The following is an 18,701-nucleotide window of genomic DNA, read 5'->3' as shown; positions in this document are numbered from 1 at the left end:
TTGACTCCTTTTGTTGTTCTGATGTGAGCGACGGTTACGCCGAGGCGAAACCGAACAGGGTTGCGGGGTTATCCACCAGAACGCGTCGGCGCTCCTCGGGGTTGGGCAGCAGGGCCTCGAGCAGCGCGAATTGCTGATCGTAGCGGGTCTGCGACTCGAACTGGGTGTTAGGCCAATCGCTGCCCCAGAGGAAGCGCCCTGCTCCACCGCAGGCCTCACGCAGGCGCGCTTCGATGGCCTGGGCGCGGGCCAGATCGGACTGGCTGCGATAGGCCGCCGACAGCTTGATCCACACTGGCGCCTGGCCGAGCAGATCGAAGAAGGCGTGATGCTGCGCAGCGTCCAGTTGCACGCTCGGTGCCGGCAGGCCGAAATGATCGATCACCAGGGTGACGCCGGACTCGAGAATCGCCGGCACGATCAGCGCCAGATCGTCGAAACCACGCTGGATCTCCACCTGCCAGCCGCGTCGCGCCAGGCGGCGGAACAGGCCGTTCCAGGCCGGCCCCGTGTAGTCCTCCAGCACCTTGCCGATCAGGTTCAGGCGTATGCCCACCACACCCGCGGCGGCCAATTCGTCCAGCTCGGCATCGCTGACCTGCGCGTCGACCACCGCAACGCCACGCAAACGCTCCGGGAAACGCTGCAACGCCGCGAGCATGTAATGGTTGTCGGTGCCGAGAAAGCTGGGCTGGATCAGTACACCGTGGGACAGCCCGCAAGCGTCCAGTTGCGCCAGGTACTGTTCCACGGTGGCGTCATAACTGGGGCTGTAGCGGCGGCCGGGAACCATGGGCAGGTCCTGGCGAAAGATGTGCGCATGGGTGTCGATGCCGGTGATTGCGGCATAAGGCATGGGCGTCACGAAGCGATACCTCTGTCGATTCTTGTTCGAGCCGGCCGGTACGAGCGACTCCTTCTTATGAAACATCTAAACATATATATGATTAGATGACTGTATCTACAGAGATCGGATGCTGTCAATCGCCGAGGCAGTGGTAGAGTGACGGCCGGTCGACTTTTGGATTGGAGGTTTATGAGCACCACGGCTCTGGGACAGGACGAACGCCTGCCGCTGTATCAGCGGTTACGCGACGAGATGCTGGGCAAGATCGCCGCTGGCGAATGGCTGCCCGGCGAGGCCATCCCGACCGAGGCGGAATTGACACGCCACTACGGCGTGGCCGTGGGTACGGTACGCAAGGCGGTGGAGACACTGGTCGCAGAAGGCCTGCTGCTGCGCGCCCAGGGTCGTGGCACCTTCGTGCGGCGGCCGAATTTCGACGGTTCGCTGTTCCGCTTCTTCCGTCAGGTCAACGCCAGCGGCCAGTCTCAGGTGCCACAGAGCCGTATTCTCGACTGCCGCCAGGTGCCTGCCGACGCGGCCGCCAGCCAGGCGCTGAAACTGAGCGAAGGCGACCCCTGCATATTCCTCCAGCGCCTGCGCCTGATCGACGGCCGGCCGCTGTTCCACGAACGTATCTGGCTGCCGGCGTCGCGCTTCGGCGCTTTGCTGGACATCGCCGCCGACGAGTTCCCGCAACTGCTCTATCCCTTCTACGAGCAGCACTGCGGCCAGCGCATTGCCTCGGCCCAGGAGACCCTCACCGTCTCTGCAGCCGATGCCGAGCTCGCTGCCGCCCTGGATGTAGCCGAGGCCAGCCCGAGCGTGGTGATCGAACGCACCGCACTGGGCTACGACCGCACGCCGCTGGAATATCGCCTGTCACGCGCTGCAGCGGAGAACTTCCGTTACCAGGTGGAAATCAGCTAACGCCGACCTCCAGATGCAAAACGCCCGGGGCAAGCCCGGGCGTGAGAGGCACTGCAGAGCGTCCCCGGTCTAGAACAACCCGAGCGCCCAGGCCGCACCGAACAGCAGCAGCGAGAAACCCCACATCCACCACAGCGAGTAGCGAATGTGCCGGCCCAGATCCAGCCCGGCCAGACCCAGTGCCAGCCACAGCGCCGGCGAGAACGGGCTGATGAAGGTGCCGATGATGTTGCCGATGGTCAGCGCGTAGACCACGCTGGCCGGCTCGACGCCCTGGGCGCCGACCACTTCCAGCGTCACGGGCAGCAGGCCGAAGTAATAGGCGTCGGTGCTCAGCATCAGCTCCATCGGCAGGCCGAACAGACCGAGCACGATGTGCATCTGCCCCACCAGCGGCGCCGGCAATACCTGCGCCAGGTCCTGGGCGATGGAGGTGAGCATGCCGGTACCGGTGAAGATGCCCAGCATCGAGCCCGCCGCCAGGATGATCATGCCCATGCTCAAGGCTGCCGGGGCATGGGCGGAAATGCGCTGCATCTGCGCCTTGCCGCCCGGATAGTTGATCAGCAGCGCCAGGCACAGGCCGATCATGAAGATATAGCCGGACGGCAGCACGCCAGAGAACAGCGAGACCAGCACCACCAGGAACAGCACAGAGTTGGCCCAGAGCAGACGCGGGCGCTCCAAGTCGCGCTCCTCGGCGCTCGGCTCATGCAGGTCGGTGCTGGTTTCCACCAGTACGCCTTCGTCCCCGGTCGTGCCGGCCGCGATACGTCGCTGCTCACGCCAGCCCAGCAGCGCCGCCAGGGCAACCAACAGCACGACGCCAATACCCTGCACCGCGATCAACGGACGCCACAGCTCGGTGACTTCGATGCCGGTCACTGCCGAGGCGCGCCCCAGCGGCCCGGCCCAGGGCAGCATGTTGAAGATGCCGGCACCAATGGCCAACAGCAGGAGCATCAGGTACGGGCTCATGCGCAACTGCTTGTACAGCGGCAGCAAGGCGGGAACGGTGAGCAGGAAGGTGGTGGCACCAGCGCCGTCGAGGTGCGCCAGCATGCCGATCACCGCCGTGGCGACGGTCACCGCGATCACGTTGCCGCGGGTCAGGCGCACCATGCCATTGATCAGGGGCCTGAACAGACCTGTGTCCTGCAGCACGCCGAAAAAGGTGATGGCAAACACGAACATGGTGGCAATCGCCGTCACGCGGCCGATGCCAGCGGTGAAGAAGCCGGAAATCGCCTCCGGGCCAAAGCCCGCGGCCAGAGCACCCAGCAAGGGCACCACGATCAATGGCAGAACAGGCGACATGCGCCCGATGAGCAGCAGCACAACCAGGCTGAAGATGGTCAGCAGACCAATCAAGGTCAACACAGCGCTATCCCCTCTTTTTCTTATAGGCACGCGAAAAGCGTGTACGGAGGCTAAGAGGCGAACCTTTCAAGAGCCTTTCAGCGCTGGAGATGTGCCACGCGGAATGTCAGCGGATATGTCGAGTCGGGGCGGCGGCCCTGCCGCCCCGGCTTGGCTCATTGCAGGGTGTAGCCCTTGTCCACCAACCAATCCTGGCCATGGACGCCGCGCGCACCATTGCTCAGCTGAAACAGCACCACCTCGGCAATCGCCTGCGGATCGAGAAACTCGCCGTCGACCAGGCGCCTGCTGACCTCACTGGCAACGCCCGCCAAGGCATCGTCGGCCAGGCCCAGGCTGTTCCAGATCGGTGTCGCCGTCGGCCCTGGCGAAACCAGATTGAGCCGCAAGCCTTCAGCGGCATGCTCGAGCGCCAGACTGCGCACCAGCGCCGAGAGTGCTGCCTTGCTGGCGATGTAACCGCCAAGCCCGGCGAAACCGAGTTGACGCAGGAAGGTACTGATGAACACCACCGATGCAGGCCGTGCCAGATGCGGTTTGAGCACCTGAAAGGTATTGATTGCACCGGCGCCGTTGACCCGCCACTGCTGCTCGAACGCCTGCATGTCGCAGCCCGATGCCAAGCGTGCGATCCCGGCATTGGGCACCAGATAGTCGACGGCACCGAGCCGCCCCGCCCGCTCGGCCAGCACATGCAGCGCATCGATATCGGTGACATCGCCCGCGCACCAATGCAGCTGATCGGGGTACAACGCCTGCAGCGCTTCCAGCGCACCCAGACGCCGTGAGAAAGCCAGCACGCGCGCGCCGCGCTGCAGCAACAGATCACACACCGCCAGGCCGATACCCGAACTGGCCCCGGTGACGACGGCCAGACGACCCTGAACATTCGTACTCATGACGTTCCTCGAAGTGAAAAGAGAGTGAGTGCCGCGACTCGCTCGAGCCGCGCTGAAATCGGCTTACTGCGCCTGCAGGCGGATGCCATTCATCTCCACCTGCTGACCCAGCGCGAAGCGCTCCCTGGGCGAGCGCACCCACTGCTCACGACCGCCTTCGTGGCGCACCACATAGGCGGTTCCACTATTGCCAGTGGCAGCCTGAACCTGCGCACCGGTCCAGAGCCCGGCTGCACCACCGACCAGCGCACCGACAGGGCCACCCGCGGCGGCGCCCAGCATCAGGCCGGAAAAACCTCCGAAACCGGCACCCACCGAGTTTTCTTCACGTTCGGCCACCACTTCGGCAGCCTGCAGAACATTGGCAGCCGCAAGGCCGAGGGAAAGGGCAAGCAAGGCAATGGATTTCATCTGATTTCTCCTGTAATGGGCATTGCACCCGGAGAGAGTCAGATTCTGTGCCATGTATTTTCTCTATCAAAAACAGATAGATAAGAAAAAACAGGTACTAATGACAACAAGGAAATCGAGTCACAATGACAGCTTTAAAGTCATTGTGACCCCAACCCAGGATCGACAGGAAGTGTTCAGCTAAACGTTTTGACCCGCTCCAGCCACGCCACGTCGAGCCGCGTCTGCTCGATGTCCAGCCCCTGCTGCTCCATCGCCTCGCGATGGCTGTCGATCTCGCCCACCATCTGGCTCAGCTCGCTGGAGTTGCCATCGAGTTGATGCATCTGACTCACCCCCAGGTGGTAGAAGCGCAGCAGCTTCATCGCGCTGTCATCGCCCTGCGCCACGCCCGCCTTGACGTGATGCATGACGTTGGTGACACGCATCAGGCTGCGCTTGAGTCGCCAGCCGTAGACGGCCGGCGCCATGAACGGCCGCGACCAGAGTCGCTGACGCACCAGGGCAAGGGTCAGGCCGAGCCCCGCCAGCACACCGAGCATGTTCCACTTGAAGTTGTCGCCACCGGGCGTGCCGAACGCCTGCGTGCTCAGCGTGGCGCAGAGCATGGCCAGCGCCAAGAAGATGAGCGCGATCACCACGGTGCTGCGGCGAGTCTGCTGACGGTAATAGGCCGGGTCGATGGTTTGGATTTCGAACATGGAGCGCACTCTCGGAGCTGACGACATGGGGCGCCACCATGCACCATCGCGACACGTCGGTCGAGCCCGGTGGCGACAGGATTCAACCCTCAACCCGCCTGCTTCAGCCACTCGCTGGGACTCGCCCCCACCTTGCGGCGAAATGCGCGGGCCAGGGCCGAGGGGCTTTCATAGCCGACCTCGTCGGCGATCAGCGCCATGGGCCGGCCCTCGCGCAGGCGCTTCTGCGCCAGGCTGACGCGCCAGCCCACCAGGTAATCGGCCGGCGTAGCACCGACCACGTCGTGGAAATGCGCAGCGAAACTGGCGCGCGACATGCCGGCCAGCGCCGCCAGCTCGGCCACCGACCAGCCATGCTGCGGCCTCTCGTGCAGTTGATTGAGCGCTCGCGCCAGACGTGGCTCGGCCAGGCCCGCCATCATCCCCGAGGCCAGCTCGCGGCTGTTCATCAAGTGCCGAAGCAGCTGGATCACCATCAACTCGAACAGGCGGTTGAGCACCAGCTCACGCCCACAATCCTCCCCCGCCGCCTCGGCGAACAGCCAGTCCAGGCAGCCGCTCAGACTCGGCAACTCGCGCAGCGGTTTGACGATGGCGCCCGGCAGCGACCGCGACAGCGGATTGTCGATGCCGCCATCGAAGGCCAGGGTGGCGCAGACCAGTTCGGCACCATCGGCCTCGCTGGCGCTCATCTGGTGCAGACGCGGCCTGGCCACCAGCATCAGGCTCGGCTCTTCCAGGCGCAGCTCGCGGCCATTGCCCTCGCGAAAGTTGATGCGCCCGGCGCGCAGCAGGTGAATGTAGCCATGTGGCTCCTGCTCGCCATGGCTGCTGGTGCCGCAGAAGCCGCCCCGGTGAAAGGTGCTGGCGTGCAGGTTGAAGTGATGCAGCAGGTTGGACAGGCGATCCATGGTCATCTCGCACTCTGGACGATCTGTCGCATAACATCGACGATCTGAATCCGAAAAGCCAGTTCTACTCACTAGCATGGCTCCAGGCTTGAACAACAGGCCCTCACCCAAGACTGGAGAATCACCATGACGCGTATCACCGCACTGCCCTTCGAACACACCGCTGCCAGCGCCCAGGCGCAACTGGAAGGCATCCGCAAGGGACTCGGTTTCATCCCCAACACCTTCGCCACCCTGGCCCACGCCCCGGCCGCGCTGAGCGGCTACCTGGCACTGTCTCAGGCGCTGGGCAAGGGCACGCTGAACGCCAAGGCGCGCGAAGTGGTGGCACTGGCCAGCTCGCAGGTCAACGGCTGCGAATACTGCCTGGCTGCGCACAGCCTGTTCGCCGGCAAGGCCGGCCTGAGCGCAGCGGATATCCGCAGCGCCCGTGATGGCGAGTTCGATGCCGTGGCGCGCCTGACCCGGCAGATCATCGACAGCCGCGGCCGCCTCAGCGATGCGCAACTGCAAGCCGCGCGCGATGCCGGGCTGAGTGACGCCTCCATCGTCGAAGTAGTGGCCAACGTCGCCCTGATGACGCTGACCAACTACCTCAACAACCTGGCCGAAACCGCTGTCGACTTTCCACCCGCAGCCGTCTGACAAGACAGGAGGTGCGCCATGCAAGCCGTCACTCTTTACACCACCGGACACTGCCCCTACTGCGTCAATGCCAAGACCCTGCTGAGGCGCAAGGGCGTGACCTACGAGGAAATCGACGTGGGCAGTTCGCCGCAGCGGCTGGCGGAAATGCTGCAACGCAGCAACCGCCGCAGCGTGCCGCAGATATTCATTGGCGAGCATCATGTCGGTGGCTTCGATGACCTCGCCGCACTGGAACGTGGCGGCGAACTGGATGCGTTGCTGCAGGCCTGACCCTGATGGCCGACCTCGCCGGCGGCCATCACCCCTTCTGCGCCGGCAGCTGTGCCGGCCTACTCCTTTTCGTCAAAGCGCTCGTCTTTGCCCTCATGCACCTGGCCATCGCTGCCGATACAGGAGCGGCAACATCGGCCCGATAGGCTGAGCGTCGCCCTGCGCCCTATCTCGAAATGGAGTATTCCCATGCGTCTCGACGCCCTCTCTTTGAAAACCCGCCTGATCATCGCGGTGGCGATTCCCTGCATCGCCCTGCTGCTGGTGGCGCTGACCAGCCTGAGCAGCATGTCGAGCATGCATCGGGACACGGAGGTGCTCTATCTCAATACGGCTGCGCCCATGCGCGCCATGGCCGAGGTCGCCTCACGCATCCCGCGCATGCGCGTTGGGCTCGACATGATGCTGCTGCAGGAAACCCCGCTGCGCGACGAGCGCGGTGTGAAATCCCGCGTACAGGACGCCCGCAACGAGGACGTGCCCGGCATGCGCGAGGCGATGCGTCAGGCCGTGGCCGCCCAGGTCAACCCGGAGCGCAAGGCCCAGGCGCAGCAATTGCTCGATCAGTTCGAAGCCATGGTCAGCAACGAACTGAACCCGATGCTTGCCGCCTTCGACGCTGGCGACATGGCCAAGGCGCAGCAGATTTACCGCGATCAGTACGCCAAGACCTACGGGGTGATGCGCCAGGGCGCCAACGACCTGCTCGACGCCCTGCTCGAGCAGGCCGAGCAGCAGAACCTGCACAGTGCGCAGAGCTATGACGATGGCCTGACCCGCCAGATCGCCATCATCGCCACCGGCCTGCTGGTGTCGATCATCATGTCCTGGCTGATCGTGGTGCAGCTACGTCGCCGTGTGGCGGTGTTGCAGAGCAGCCTGGGCCAGGCCGCCGACAACCTGGCCCTGGACACCCGCATCGAATTGCACGGCCAGGACGAGCTGAGCGAGATCGCCCGTAGCTTCAACCAGTTCATCGACAAGGTGCACGGCGCCATGCGCCAGCTCGCCGACAACTCGCGTCAGCTCTCGGGCATGGCCCGCGATGTGGCCGAACGCGCACGCCTGACGCAAGGCAACTGCACCGCACAAAGCGATCGCACGGTGCAGGTGGCCACCGCCATCAACGAGCTGGGCTCGACCGTCAACGAGATCGCGCGCAACGCCGAGAACGCCGCAGAGGTCGCCCGCGAAGCCACCCAGCATGCCAGCGACGGCAGCGCGGTGGTCAGTCAGGCGCATCGTCAGGTCGACGCTCTCAACGGCGAACTGGAGCAGGCCGCCAAGGTGATCGAGGCACTGGCCGCGCAGACCAACGCCATCAGCACCACGCTCAACACCATTCGCAGCATTTCCGAGCAGACCAACCTGCTCGCCCTCAACGCCGCCATCGAAGCGGCGCGCGCCGGCGAACAGGGTCGTGGCTTTGCCGTGGTGGCCGACGAGGTACGCACCCTGGCCAGCCGTTCCGGCGCCTCCACCGAGGAAATCCAGCAAGTCATCGACCGCCTGCAGAACGAATCACGCTCGGCCGTCGAGGCCATGGCCAAGGGGCAACGGCAGAGCGCGCTGGTGGTGGAGTACGCGAGCAAGGCGTCGGTGGCGCTGGAACAGATCAACAGCCATATCGGCCAGATCAGCGACCAGAACATCCAGGTCGCCACCGCTACCGAGGAACAGTCCAGCGTGGTGGAAGAGATCAACCGCAATATCGTCGACATCAACGAGCTGACCGTGGGCACCACCCATATCGCCGATCAGCTCAACCAGGCCAGCAGCGATTTGCAGGCGCTGTCGACCCAGCTCGATGGCCTGGTCGGACGTTTCCGGTTGTAACCCCTCAATCCACTCGGAGCGCACGGTGCGCACCCTACGGTCGGACGCCGTGCGCACCGGGCCACCTACAAGTCTTCGTCGATGCGCTCGCGCAAATAGGCGTAGAAGGGGTTGGACGTCATACGCTGCAAACTATCGAGCCCCACCACCAACACGCCGTGCTCACCGCGCGGTGCCAGCGTGCCAAGGGCCACGCCGTAGAACTCCTCGGCGGTCGGTGCGCTGCCATACAGCGGATCGTCAGGCGGGAACGGCAATGCGACGTGCGACAGCGAGAACAGCTGGCTCGGGTATTCGACGTTCAATGGCGTCACCACCGCCTCACGCTCGCCGGCTGCGATTCGCCGCGCCTCGACCTGACGACCGCTGCTCTGCGCAACGCCGACCACGGTCAGGTCGTAATCACGCTCGGCCGGCGGCAGCAGTTGCTCCAGCAGGCCACTCATGTCCGGTCGCAGCAACGAGCCGATGGCCTGCGCGCGGTTGATGTCGAAGATCACCAGCTCGCTGCCGTTGGCCGGCAGACGCTCGAACAGGTCATGCACCACGGCCGGCGTGCTCACCGTGCTGTCGGCCAACGACTGGAAGGCCAGCACCGGCGGCAATCGTGACAGGCGGCCATCGGCCTCGGCAGCCTCGAAGGCGTCTTGCACCTCGCTGGTCAGCTCATAGGTCTGCCGCGCCGCATGCACCGGAAAGGAGTTGTACTTGAACGGGTTGAACTCCGGCAGCACGTTCATCCAGGCCGACTTGGCGAACGCGGGCAGCAACGCCGGCAGGGCCGCCAGCCCGGCGTAACGGGCGTAGCTGGTGACGCCGATCATCGGCGAGATCAGCACCAGGCGCTGTGGCATGGCCAGGCTCTGGTCCTCCAGCGCAGCCAGGCTGTAGCGCAACGCCAGCGCCCCGCCATTGGAATAGCCGAGCAGATACAGCGGCCCATCAGGCACCTGGCGCCGCGCTTCGCGAACGGCCAAGCGCGTGGCAGCCAGCCATTGCTCCCAGTGCGCAGCGGTGAGCGCCGCCGGCACCGTGCCGTGGCCAGGCATGCGCGGCACCACGGCGAGCAGGCCCTGCTCACTGAGGTGCCGGGCGATATGGCGCAGGCTGTAGGGCGAGTCGGTCAGACCATGCAGCAACACCACCACGCCACGCGCCGGGCCTGACGGCTGCAGGATGAAGGAGCGGTTCCAGTCGCGCGGCAGATTGCCAGGGTAGACCGGACTATCGCTGGAATAGCGGCTGTATGCGGCGCTGCCGGCGGCCGTGACCGGCTCGATCAGTTCACGCTGCAGGTGCTCGAACAGGGCCGCCTCGGCAGCCAGGTAGGCCTGCCAGTCGCCCGCATCCAGCTCGTCGACCTCAAGCTCCTGTGGCACCAGGCGATGCCAGGGTTCCAGCTCGGGCAAAGCCGACAGCCCGGCGATACGAATGCCGAGCAAGACCACCACGATCAACAACAGCACCACCAGCGTCCAGGCCATCACGTTGCGCATGCGCGGTAAACGCATCAAGCGCCTCCCTCGAAATATCTGGCCGAGAAAATCCGTCCCGGCGACCGGCTCAGGGACTTTAGTGCAAAGCTGCTGCTGGCCACCACTGGGATTGCTTTTGTGCAGCGAGCCAACCAGCACGACATCTGAAGCGATGTAGGCGCTTGCGCGGCGAAAATCGCGGCCGCGACTGCCTGGATGCAGGAGGTAGAGCGAGCGAAAGCCGCTCCCACGCAGTGGAGCGGCAGCCTGATCAGCCCGCCGTAACGTAGAGCGGCGAGGCGGCCAAGTACAGCATGGCCAGCAGAACGACCAGCGTCAGTGCGTTGAGTTGAATCCGCCGGACCTTGCCAAGGCCGGCAAACTCCTTGGCAACACTCAACACGAAGACGGCCCCGACCACCAGCATTGCCGGCATGGAAACCAAGGTGTGGGCAAGCCAGCTGTTCATCAGTCGCTCGCTGCCCGGGTAGAGCTCCTGGCTGATCGCCATATAGCTTGGCCTGGCGCTGACCATGCCCCAGTACGCAGCCAGGGTGATCAGTTGCAACAGCAGTAGAAGCAGATTGCCCAGGGTCTTCAAACGCGGGAAACGACCCGGATCGCGATTAGCCACAGAGCATGCTCCCGCTCCGGGTCTGCCCCATCATGTCCTTGATCACGCCGCGTACCTTGGTATCGGCCAACTGTCCGCCGTTCGACTCGACCTGCACCCGGCTGAGGGAAAAATGGGCCTCGTTATTGGCGTCGTAAATGGTGAAGGCGACGTCCACGCTGCCACTGAACAGCAACGTACCCTTGAGCTCGATTTCCCCCAACTTGCCGACCAGCGATGAACGACTGCACAACCAGGCATGCTTGCTGACGTCGATTTTCATCCAGGCAGTTTCGATATGACCGGCGATCAGCGTGCCGCTGTTACCGCCGATCTCAGGCCCGGTAGCGATACCGAACACCTGCGGCTTCTCGGCACTCGAGCGTCTGAGTTGTATGTAGACGCCACTGAACAGATTGAAACCAATGCTGGTCTTGGGGATGGCCGCGCCGACGCCGCTGGCCAGGATCTTCATTTCCATTACATGTTCCCTATGTATAGGTGGATCAGCTGCAAAGCATGAATCAAAGCGGCCTGCTTTGCCATGAAACAGGCCACAAACGAGCGCTCCCGAGTCGCCAAGCGCTTAAGACCATCCGAGTCGGTATTGGTGCCGTGCGATCGACACGCCGCGTTATCTGGAAGCCGCCCAGATGCGCCAGATCACCGTCTGGTGGCTGCCGTAGGGTGGATCACGCTTCATCGATCCACCATGTGGTGGATGTAAAGAGCGACATCCACCCTACGCACTGGCCGAAGTCGAAGGCGCTGCCGCAGGGTGGATCGCGCTTCATCGATCCACCATGTGGTGGATGCAAAGAGCGACATCCACCCTACGCACTGGCCGAAGTCGAAGGCGCTGCCGTAGGGTGGATCACGCTTCATCGATCCACCATGTGGTGGATGCAAAGAGCGACATCCACCCGCCCCTCCCACAACACCGGTCAGATGCCGGCGACCACCGCGCAGAAGCCCGGCGCGCTGCCCGCGAACTGGCTGCACAGGTGATTGATGGAGGTCACCAGCACCTGCTCGGGCGAGGAGATGAAATCCACCGACATCATCAGGCTGAGCATGGTGATGGTGACGATGGAGAAAGTGAACAGCTTGCGCGCCCACACCCGATCATCGACCGCCTTGTAGCCCGACACGCCCATCCACAGCCAGTAGGCACCGCTCAGCGCGGCGACCACGAAGTAGCTGTAGCCGGCGTAGCCGCTGAGCGTCAGCATCAGGGTCGCGACCACGAAGGCGGCGATGTACAGCACGATCTGCCGCTTGGCCGCCGAGATCCCCTTGATGACCGGCAGCACCGGGATGTTCGCGGCCTGGTAGTCATTGAAACGGAAGATGGCGATGGCATAGGAATGCGGCATCTGCCACAGGCTGAAGATCAACAACAAGATGGCGGCGCCAGCATCGAACTCGTTGCTCACCGCGCAGTAGCCGACCACGGGCGGTGCCGCCCCGGACAGGCTGCCGACCAGGGTGCCGTACACCGAGCCGCGCTTGAGCCACAGGCTGTAGAGGCCGACGTAGACCACGAAGCCCATCAGCACCAGCATCACGGCCAGGGTGTTGGTGGCGGCGTACAGCAAGGCCACCCCCGCCACTCCGAGCACGCAGGCATAGACGATGGCGTGCGCAGGCGATACCAGCCCCTGCGCCAGCACCCGGTTACGGGTGCGCTCCATCTTCTGGTCGATGTCCCGATCGATGTAGTTGTTGAACACGCAGCCTGAGGCGATCACCAGCGCAACCCCCAGCGCTGTCGCAAAAAACAGCGCCAGGTCGGCATCGCCGCGCGAAGCCAGGAAGAAACCGCCCGTGACGGAAATCAGATTCCCGAAGACGATGCCCGGCTTGGCGAGGTTGAGGTACTGCTTCAGGAGCGCCAGCATCAGTTGATCATCATGTGATAGTGCATGCTCCACATGATCCAGACCGACAGGCCGACCACGAACGCGATGATCAGCACGGTGAAGATCATCGAAACGACGTTCCAGCGCCCCTCCTCATCGGTCTTCATGTGCAGGAAGTACACGAGGTGGACGAGCACCTGCGCCAGGCCGAAGAGCACCACGGTGATCAGCGTCGCGCCACGGCTCAGGCCCAGCACGTCAGGGTGCATGACCAGCATGAAGGGGATCACGGTGAGGATCACCGACAGGATGAAACCGCTCAGGTAATCCTTGAAGCCCACGGCGTGGGCGGCGTGATTGTCTTGGTGAGCCATTTACAGCACCCCCATCAGGTAGACGACGGTAAACACGCAGATCCACACCACGTCGAGGAAGTGCCAGAACAGGCTGAGCAGCCCCACGCGGGTCTTGTTGGTGTCGGTCAGGCCACGGCTGCCAACCTGGAACATCAGCACCAGCATCCACAGCAAACCGGCACTGACGTGCAGGCCGTGGGTGCCGACCAGGGTGAAGAACGCCGACCAGTAGGCGCTGACCTGTGGCCCGGCACCTTCATGGATCAGATGACGGAACTCGTACAGCTCGATGCTGATGAAGGCCACACCGAACAGGAAGGTGATACCCAGCCAGCGCAGCACCGCGCCCTTGTCGCCACGGTAGGTGGCGAGCATGGCCATGCCGTAAGTGATACTGGAGAACAGCAGGGCGAAGGTTTCCACCAGCACCAGGTGCAGGCCCGGCCTGAGCATTTCCTTGGCGGTGGGGCCACCGGCGAAGGAATTGCTCAGTACCGCGAAGGTGGCGAACACCGTGGCGAAGATCAGCAGGTCGGTCATCAGGTAAACCCAGAAGCCGAACAGCTTGATGCCACTGCTGTCGTGGTGGTGCTCATGGCCGTGGCCATGAGCGTCGTTTGGATAGTGGGGTTCGTAAGCGGTCATGATCAGGCCTGTACGACTGCGTTGGCTTTGGTTTGGTGGTGCGCCTGCTCGATCCGCGCGATCTCTTCGGGCTGCACGTAGTAGTCGATGTCCTCGTCGTAGGAACGCACGATGAAGCTGACCACGGCGCCGACCAGCCCCACGATGGCGAGCCACCAGATGTGCCAGATCATGGCGAAGCCAAAGGCGATGACGAACGCCGACACGATCAGGCCGTTACCGGTGTTCTTCGGCATGTGGATCGGCTCGTAGTGCTCCGGCGCGGGCATCAGCTCGACACCGTTCTTCTTCGCCTCATGGAAGGCGTCGATCTTGTCCGCCGTCGGGATGACCGCGAAGTTGTAGAACGGTGGCGGCGAGGACGTCGCCCACTCCAGGGTGCGGCCATCCCAGGGGTCGCCGGTGACGTCGAGGTTGTCCTTGCGCTTGATGTAGCTGGTGACGAACTGCACCACGGTAAAGACGATGCCGATACCGATCAGCACGGCGCCGACCACGGCCACCTGCACCCACGGTACCCAGGCCGGGTTGTCGAAGTGGTTGAGGCGACGAGTCATGCCCATGAAGCCCAGCACGTACAGCGGCATGAAGGCGAAGTAGAAGCCGATCAGCCAGCACCAGAACGAGTAACGGCCGAAGCGGTCGAGCAACTTGAAGCCGAAGGCTTTCGGGAACCAGTAGATGATGCCGGCCAGGTAGCCGAACACCGCACCGCCGATGATCACGTTGTGGAAGTGGGCGATCAAAAACAGGCTGTTGTGCAGCACGAAGTCCGCCGCAGGTACCGCCATCAGCACGCCGGTCATGCCGCCGATGGAGAAGGTCACCAGAAAGCCCAGGGTCATCCAGGTCATGGCGTTGAGTTGCAGACGGCCACGGAAGATGGTGAACAGCCAGGTGAAGATCTTCACCCCGGTGGGGATGGCGATGATCGAGGTCATGATGCCGAAGAAGGCGTTGACGCTGGCCCCCGAGCCCATGGTGAAGAAGTGGTGCAGCCACACCACGAACGACAGCACGCCGATGGCCGCGGTCGCCCAGACCATCGAGGCATAACCGAACAGGGTCTTGCGCGAGAAGGTCGCCACCACTTCGGAAAACACGCCGAACGCCGGCAGGATCAGGATGTACACCTCCGGGTGCCCCCAGATCCAGAACAGGTTGGCGTACATCATCGGGTTGCCGCCCAGTTCATTGGTGAAGAAGTGGAAATCCAGGTAGCGGTCCAGCGACAGCATCGCCAGGGTCGCGGTCAGCGGAGGGAAGGCGCCGCAGATCAGCACGCAGGTCACCAGGATGGTCCAGGTAAAGATCGGCATCTTCATCAGACTCATGCCCGGGGCACGCATCTTGAGGATGGTGGCGATGAAGTTGACCCCCGTCAGCGTCGTGCCCAAGCCCGACAGCTGCATGCTCCAGATGTAGTAGTCCATCCCCACGCCCGGACTGTACTGGATGCCTGACAACGGCGGATAAGCCACCCAGCCGGTCTTGGCGAACTCGCCCAGGCCCAGCGACAGGTTGATCAGCAGCGCGCCGCCGACGAACAGCCAGAAGCTCAGCGAGTTCAGGTAGGGGAAGGCCACGTCACGTGCGCCGATCTGCAGCGGCACGACGATGTTCATCAGGCCGGTGACCAGTGGCATGGCCACGAAGATCAGCATGATGATGCCGTGCGCGGTGAAGATCTGGTCGTAGTGTTCCGGCGGCAGGTAGCCCTGCCCGTCACCGTGGGCCATCGCCAGGTGGGTGCGCATCATGATGGCGTCGGCGAAGCCACGCACCAGCATGACCAGCGCGACGAGGATGTACATCACGCCGATTTTCTTGTGGTCCACCGAGGTGAGCCACTCGCTCCACAGGTAGCCCCACTTCTTGAAGTAGGTCACCGCCGCGAACAGCCCCAGACCACCCAGCGCCACCATGGCGAGGGTGATCATGATGATGGGCTCGTGGTACGGAATCGCGTCCAGAGTCAGTTTTCCAAACATATTCACTCCTGCACCTGCGCTGCTTCGTGCATGGCCGTGCTGTGGGAATCTTTCAGGGTCACGTACTGCCCGATCACCGTGTTGAACAGGTTCGGTTCGACCTGGCCGAAGTAGCGGACCGGGTAGATCGGATAGCGGTGGTTGACCATCTCGCCAGGCTCGCCCACCTCTTTGAAGGTGGCGAAGTCCATGACCTCGGGCGACTGCTTGACCTTGTCGAGCCACTGCGCGAACGCGTCGTCGCTGACCGAGTGAGTGCTGAAGCGCATGGCCGAGAAGCCTTCGCCGCTGAAGTTGCCGGACTGGCCGAAGAACTCGCCCTGCTCGTTGGCGATCAGGTTGAGCTGGGTGCGCTGGCCGCCCATGGCGTAGATCATCCCGCCGAGTTGCGGGATCGACAGCGCGTTCATCACCGTGTCGGAGGTGATGTGGAAGGTCACCGGAGTCTTCTCTGGAATCACCAGTTCATTGACCACGGCCACGCCCTGATCCGGGTAGATGAACAGCCACTTCCAGTCGAGCGAGACGACTTCGATGTTCAGCGCCGGCTTGTCCGATTCGATCGGGCGATAGGGGTCGAGCGAATGCGAGGTTTCCCAGATGATGACCGCCAGCACCGCGACGATGATCAGCGGGACACCCCAGACGACCAGTTCGATCTTGTGCGAATGTGCCCAGTCGGGCATGTAGGTGGCCTTCTCGTTCGACTCACGGTAACGCCAGCCAAACCAGAAGGTCATGATGATCACGGGGATGACCACGATCAGCATGAGTCCGATGGAGATCAGGATCAGATTGCCCTGCTCGACACCGATCTGCCCTTTCGAGTTGAACAGTGCCCAGTCACATCCACCGAGCGCTGAGAAGGCAATCGCCATCAGCAACCAGCGCGCACAACGATGGTATTTCTCTTCTTTCATGTCACGACCTTCAACTGAGTGATGCCCACAGTCGGCTTCGGTTGCCGTGCGGCCCATCGAGCAAAAGGCCGGCAGCGAAAACTCAGAGCTTGAGCATCCGTGCAAGCGAAGCGGTAAAACCGTGGGAAGCGCCGATGTTGCAGGCTATCGAGGCCTCGCACAATTCATTAGCAGCCTACTTATGAGCAAACTGACGGCCTCTCTGCGACATATTTCGCAACATTTACGCAAAGATTTGAAACACTTTGCAGCAAGAAGTCGGCAAAGAATCGAAGGGGTGCGACAAATGATCACAGGCCCGTTTTAGAGCTATTTGTCAGCGAATTGACAGGAATCAATGACATGAAAGATGCCACCCGCTGACAGCGTAATCGGGCTTGACATTGAGGACATTTCAATATTCTAGAATGCGAGCGAGAGGCGCCTGGGCCCAGCGAAAGGCTGAGCGCAGAGCGGGGTCAAGTAGAAGCAGAGGACGGCTGGTGTTGTAGCCCGGATGCAATCCGGGGCGATTGAGAGCGGCCAAAAACATCGCGGCTGAAGCCGCTCCCACGGGACTGCTGAACGCCTGCAGACGCCATGCTTCAGCCGCGATAGCTCTGCCTGCTTCGCCCACGTGCAAACTAGGACGATCCCATACCGGCCCCGAATTACATCCGAGCTACGCAACTGCAGCCGACAGGGGGGCTTTTGTGGGAGGGGCTTTAGCCGCGACAAGCATCGCGGCTGAAGCGGAAGCCTCCCCGCCGCTCCTACAGGCATTCACCTATCTCGTAGGAGCGGCTTCAGCCGCGATAGCTTCACCTAACCCACATACAACCCGGAACGATTCGATGTGCCCCGGATTGCATCCGGGCTACGCAATTGCAGCCGACAACGGCTTTTGTGAGATGGGCTGGGCGGCATTGCGCTTTAGCCGCGACATACATCGCAGCGCCTACGGGCAGCCTCTGCACATCGGCGCCGCCCCAAAAGCATCGCGGCTGAAGCCGCTCCTACAGGTGTACCCGTCCGTAGGAACGGCTTCAGCCGCGATGGCTCTATCCAGCGCCACAACCGGCCTACCACGCTACTTCCACGCGCAATAACAGCCCACCGCCAGACCACTGGCCAACGCCACATGGCGCCCCTGGGTCAGTGCATCGAGCACCGGCTCGACGAAGCTGTTGCTGGAGTTGCACACCAGCCCCTCGCTGTATGGGCCGGCATAGGCCAGCTTGCCGTCGCGATCCCAGATCGCCAGGGCCGGGCTGGCCGGTAGCGACTCCATGCCCTCGATGCCCGGCAAGGGCGTCATCCGCCCACGCAGGAACGGCGCGATCTCGCCCGTGCTGCCCGGCTTCTGCACGCTGTAGAACGCGACATCGGCATTGCGGTGCAGGCCGATCAGGTAGCGCAGGTGCGCATCGGTTTCCGCATTGCAGGGGCAGTCCGGGTCCCAGAAGTGCACCACCCGGATCGGGCCGGGGCCGGCCAGTTCAGCCGGCAGCTGCAACTCACCCTGACCGAAGATCACCGTCTGCTCGGCATAGGGCCGCAGATAGGCCGCGCCACTAAGCCACCAGATCAGCACGATTGCCGCCAACACCACGGCAAAGAAGCCCAGCACAACGTGCTTGAGCGTCAGGCGGCTGAACACACTCATGGTTTTTCGCCGAACTTACGCAGGAACTGCTTTTCCATTTCCTGGCAACTTTCCACGGTGAAGGCGCGCTCACTGTCTGCGCCCTTGGCACGCTCCCAGCAGGCGGCGATGGCCGCGCGCTCACCCGCTTCAATCTCGCCACCCTGCGGACAGGTGACAAAGTAGATAAAACCGGCAACCAACGAAATGACAAACAGCAGCCCCACCACAAACAACCCCAGACAGCCACTGCGGCTCAGCCCGGCGTTTTCATCTTTTGCACTCATGTATCACGTCAACCTTACAGTGGAACCCACTTCGAATCGGGCGCCAGGCGCCCTACCCTGCCGCGCCGGCCCGGGCAGTGCAGCCCAGGCCACGCCGA

At 63.1% G+C, this 18,701-nt stretch carries 20 protein-coding genes and 1 pseudogene; 5 read left to right on the top strand and 16 right to left on the bottom strand.

Annotation, left to right across the window (positions count from 1 at the left end):
• Positions 1 to 34: 34 nt before the first annotated feature.
• Entirely contained in the window at positions 35 to 856 is an 822-nt protein-coding gene (locus tag ACN0X6_RS02115) for an amidohydrolase family protein (protein ID WP_417701671.1), read from the bottom strand.
• Positions 857 to 1,036: 180 nt separating this feature from the next.
• On the opposite strand from ACN0X6_RS02115, the gene ACN0X6_RS02110 reads away from it, so the two are divergent.
• A complete protein-coding gene (locus ACN0X6_RS02110) occupies positions 1,037 to 1,774 on the top strand; it encodes a GntR family transcriptional regulator (RefSeq protein ID WP_417701669.1) in 738 nt (245 codons plus the stop codon).
• A 69-nt stretch (positions 1,775 to 1,843) separates the two neighbouring features.
• Here ACN0X6_RS02110 and ACN0X6_RS02105 read toward each other — a convergent pair whose 3' ends face one another.
• From ACN0X6_RS02105 to ACN0X6_RS02085, 5 genes are all read right to left on the bottom strand, one after another.
• On the bottom strand, positions 1,844 to 3,154 hold the full coding sequence (locus tag ACN0X6_RS02105; RefSeq protein ID WP_417701668.1) for a CitMHS family transporter: 1,311 nt from the start codon (positions 3,152 to 3,154) through the stop codon (positions 1,844 to 1,846).
• 155 nt (positions 3,155 to 3,309) lie between these two features.
• On the bottom strand, positions 3,310 to 4,053 hold the full coding sequence (locus ACN0X6_RS02100; protein ID WP_417701667.1) for an SDR family NAD(P)-dependent oxidoreductase: 744 nt from the start codon (positions 4,051 to 4,053) through the stop codon (positions 3,310 to 3,312).
• 63 nt (positions 4,054 to 4,116) lie between these two features.
• Entirely contained in the window at positions 4,117 to 4,464 is a 348-nt protein-coding gene (locus tag ACN0X6_RS02095) for a hypothetical protein (RefSeq protein WP_417701665.1), read from the bottom strand.
• A 176-nt stretch (positions 4,465 to 4,640) separates the two neighbouring features.
• Positions 4,641 to 5,165, bottom strand: coding sequence for a DUF3087 domain-containing protein (locus tag ACN0X6_RS02090; protein WP_417701663.1), 525 nt, complete (start codon positions 5,163 to 5,165; stop codon positions 4,641 to 4,643).
• Positions 5,166 to 5,254: 89 nt separating this feature from the next.
• On the bottom strand, positions 5,255 to 6,082 hold the full coding sequence (locus ACN0X6_RS02085; protein WP_417701661.1) for a cupin domain-containing protein: 828 nt from the start codon (positions 6,080 to 6,082) through the stop codon (positions 5,255 to 5,257).
• Positions 6,083 to 6,202: 120 nt separating this feature from the next.
• Between ACN0X6_RS02085 and ACN0X6_RS02080 the strand changes: the two genes are divergently transcribed.
• The 4 genes and pseudogenes from ACN0X6_RS02080 to ACN0X6_RS02065 all read left to right on the top strand — a co-directional run bounded on the left by ACN0X6_RS02080 (position 6,203) and on the right by ACN0X6_RS02065 (position 8,830).
• Entirely contained in the window at positions 6,203 to 6,721 is a 519-nt protein-coding gene (locus ACN0X6_RS02080; RefSeq protein WP_417701659.1) for a carboxymuconolactone decarboxylase family protein, read from the top strand.
• Between the two features lie 18 nt (positions 6,722 to 6,739).
• Positions 6,740 to 6,994: a glutaredoxin 3 gene (gene grxC, locus ACN0X6_RS02075; RefSeq protein ID WP_417701657.1), complete on the top strand. Its 255-nt coding sequence runs from the start codon at positions 6,740 to 6,742 to the stop codon at positions 6,992 to 6,994.
• A gap of 189 nt (positions 6,995 to 7,183) precedes the next feature.
• A pseudogene (locus tag ACN0X6_RS02070) lies at positions 7,184 to 7,972 on the top strand (MCP four helix bundle domain-containing protein); the annotation flags it as partial.
• A gap of 18 nt (positions 7,973 to 7,990) precedes the next feature.
• The gene (locus ACN0X6_RS02065) at positions 7,991 to 8,830 is read left to right on the top strand and encodes a methyl-accepting chemotaxis protein (RefSeq protein WP_417701739.1); all 840 of its coding nucleotides are present in this window, start codon (positions 7,991 to 7,993) and stop codon (positions 8,828 to 8,830) included.
• Positions 8,831 to 8,895: 65 nt separating this feature from the next.
• Here ACN0X6_RS02065 and ACN0X6_RS02060 read toward each other — a convergent pair whose 3' ends face one another.
• The 10 genes from ACN0X6_RS02060 to ACN0X6_RS02015 all read right to left on the bottom strand — a co-directional run bounded on the left by ACN0X6_RS02060 (position 8,896) and on the right by ACN0X6_RS02015 (position 18,603).
• Entirely contained in the window at positions 8,896 to 10,341 is a 1,446-nt protein-coding gene (locus tag ACN0X6_RS02060; protein ID WP_417701656.1) for an alpha/beta hydrolase, read from the bottom strand.
• A 235-nt stretch (positions 10,342 to 10,576) separates the two neighbouring features.
• On the bottom strand, positions 10,577 to 10,939 hold the full coding sequence (locus ACN0X6_RS02055) for a hypothetical protein (protein ID WP_417701654.1): 363 nt from the start codon (positions 10,937 to 10,939) through the stop codon (positions 10,577 to 10,579).
• A complete protein-coding gene (locus tag ACN0X6_RS02050) occupies positions 10,932 to 11,399 on the bottom strand; it encodes a hypothetical protein (protein WP_160020436.1) in 468 nt (155 codons plus the stop codon). The genes ACN0X6_RS02055 and ACN0X6_RS02050 overlap by 8 nt, the downstream gene beginning before the upstream one ends.
• Before the next feature lie 463 nt (positions 11,400 to 11,862).
• Entirely contained in the window at positions 11,863 to 12,819 is a 957-nt protein-coding gene (cyoE, locus tag ACN0X6_RS02045; protein WP_417701652.1) for a heme o synthase, read from the bottom strand.
• On the bottom strand, positions 12,819 to 13,154 hold the full coding sequence (gene cyoD / locus ACN0X6_RS02040; protein WP_160020439.1) for a cytochrome o ubiquinol oxidase subunit IV: 336 nt from the start codon (positions 13,152 to 13,154) through the stop codon (positions 12,819 to 12,821). Before cyoD ends, cyoE begins: the two co-directional genes overlap by 1 nt.
• Positions 13,155 to 13,784 carry a cytochrome o ubiquinol oxidase subunit III gene (gene cyoC / locus ACN0X6_RS02035; RefSeq protein ID WP_417701737.1) on the bottom strand — a complete coding sequence of 210 codons (630 nt, stop codon included), beginning with the start codon at positions 13,782 to 13,784 and terminating at the stop codon, positions 13,155 to 13,157.
• The gene (gene cyoB / locus ACN0X6_RS02030) at positions 13,784 to 15,772 is read right to left on the bottom strand and encodes a cytochrome o ubiquinol oxidase subunit I (RefSeq protein WP_160020442.1); all 1,989 of its coding nucleotides are present in this window, start codon (positions 15,770 to 15,772) and stop codon (positions 13,784 to 13,786) included. Before cyoB ends, cyoC begins: the two co-directional genes overlap by 1 nt.
• 2 nt (positions 15,773 to 15,774) lie before the next feature.
• Positions 15,775 to 16,692, bottom strand: a complete 918-nt coding sequence (gene cyoA, locus ACN0X6_RS02025; protein ID WP_417701649.1) for a ubiquinol oxidase subunit II — start codon at positions 16,690 to 16,692, stop codon at positions 15,775 to 15,777.
• 1,069 nt (positions 16,693 to 17,761) lie between these two features.
• The gene (locus tag ACN0X6_RS02020; RefSeq protein WP_417701647.1) at positions 17,762 to 18,337 is read right to left on the bottom strand and encodes a DUF6436 domain-containing protein; all 576 of its coding nucleotides are present in this window, start codon (positions 18,335 to 18,337) and stop codon (positions 17,762 to 17,764) included.
• Positions 18,334 to 18,603: a hypothetical protein gene (locus tag ACN0X6_RS02015; RefSeq protein ID WP_417701646.1), complete on the bottom strand. Its 270-nt coding sequence runs from the start codon at positions 18,601 to 18,603 to the stop codon at positions 18,334 to 18,336. The genes ACN0X6_RS02020 and ACN0X6_RS02015 overlap by 4 nt, the downstream gene beginning before the upstream one ends.
• Positions 18,604 to 18,701 lie beyond the last annotated feature (98 nt).

Source organism: Pseudomonas sp. (assembly GCF_048269965.1).
Lineage (GTDB): Bacteria > Pseudomonadota > Gammaproteobacteria > Pseudomonadales > Pseudomonadaceae > Aquipseudomonas.
The sequence above is the reverse complement of the archived record's forward strand: the minus strand, read 5'-3'. Positions and strand labels throughout refer to the sequence as shown.

Bases quoted from the DNA above. Each gene is read 5' to 3' on its own strand.
- ACN0X6_RS02115 (WP_417701671.1), bottom strand. From the start codon at position 856: ATGCCTTATGCCGCAATCACCGGCATCGACACCCATGCGCACATCTTT.
- ACN0X6_RS02110 (WP_417701669.1), top strand. From the start codon at position 1,037: ATGAGCACCACGGCTCTGGGACAGGACGAACGCCTGCCGCTGTATCAG.
- ACN0X6_RS02100 (WP_417701667.1), bottom strand. From the start codon at position 4,053: ATGAGTACGAATGTTCAGGGTCGTCTGGCCGTCGTCACCGGGGCCAGT.
- ACN0X6_RS02095 (WP_417701665.1), bottom strand. From the start codon at position 4,464: ATGAAATCCATTGCCTTGCTTGCCCTTTCCCTCGGCCTTGCGGCTGCC.
- ACN0X6_RS02090 (WP_417701663.1), bottom strand. From the start codon at position 5,165: ATGTTCGAAATCCAAACCATCGACCCGGCCTATTACCGTCAGCAGACT.
- ACN0X6_RS02085 (WP_417701661.1), bottom strand. From the start codon at position 6,082: ATGACCATGGATCGCCTGTCCAACCTGCTGCATCACTTCAACCTGCAC.
- ACN0X6_RS02080 (WP_417701659.1), top strand. From the start codon at position 6,203: ATGACGCGTATCACCGCACTGCCCTTCGAACACACCGCTGCCAGCGCC.
- grxC (WP_417701657.1), top strand. From the start codon at position 6,740: ATGCAAGCCGTCACTCTTTACACCACCGGACACTGCCCCTACTGCGTC.
- ACN0X6_RS02065 (WP_417701739.1), top strand. From the start codon at position 7,991: ATGCGCCAGCTCGCCGACAACTCGCGTCAGCTCTCGGGCATGGCCCGC.
- ACN0X6_RS02060 (WP_417701656.1), bottom strand. From the start codon at position 10,341: ATGCGTTTACCGCGCATGCGCAACGTGATGGCCTGGACGCTGGTGGTG.
- ACN0X6_RS02050 (WP_160020436.1), bottom strand. From the start codon at position 11,399: ATGGAAATGAAGATCCTGGCCAGCGGCGTCGGCGCGGCCATCCCCAAG.
- cyoE (WP_417701652.1), bottom strand. From the start codon at position 12,819: ATGCTGGCGCTCCTGAAGCAGTACCTCAACCTCGCCAAGCCGGGCATC.
- cyoD (WP_160020439.1), bottom strand. From the start codon at position 13,154: ATGGCTCACCAAGACAATCACGCCGCCCACGCCGTGGGCTTCAAGGAT.
- cyoB (WP_160020442.1), bottom strand. From the start codon at position 15,772: ATGTTTGGAAAACTGACTCTGGACGCGATTCCGTACCACGAGCCCATC.
- cyoA (WP_417701649.1), bottom strand. From the start codon at position 16,692: ATGAAAGAAGAGAAATACCATCGTTGTGCGCGCTGGTTGCTGATGGCG.
- ACN0X6_RS02020 (WP_417701647.1), bottom strand. From the start codon at position 18,337: ATGAGTGTGTTCAGCCGCCTGACGCTCAAGCACGTTGTGCTGGGCTTC.
- ACN0X6_RS02015 (WP_417701646.1), bottom strand. From the start codon at position 18,603: ATGAGTGCAAAAGATGAAAACGCCGGGCTGAGCCGCAGTGGCTGTCTG.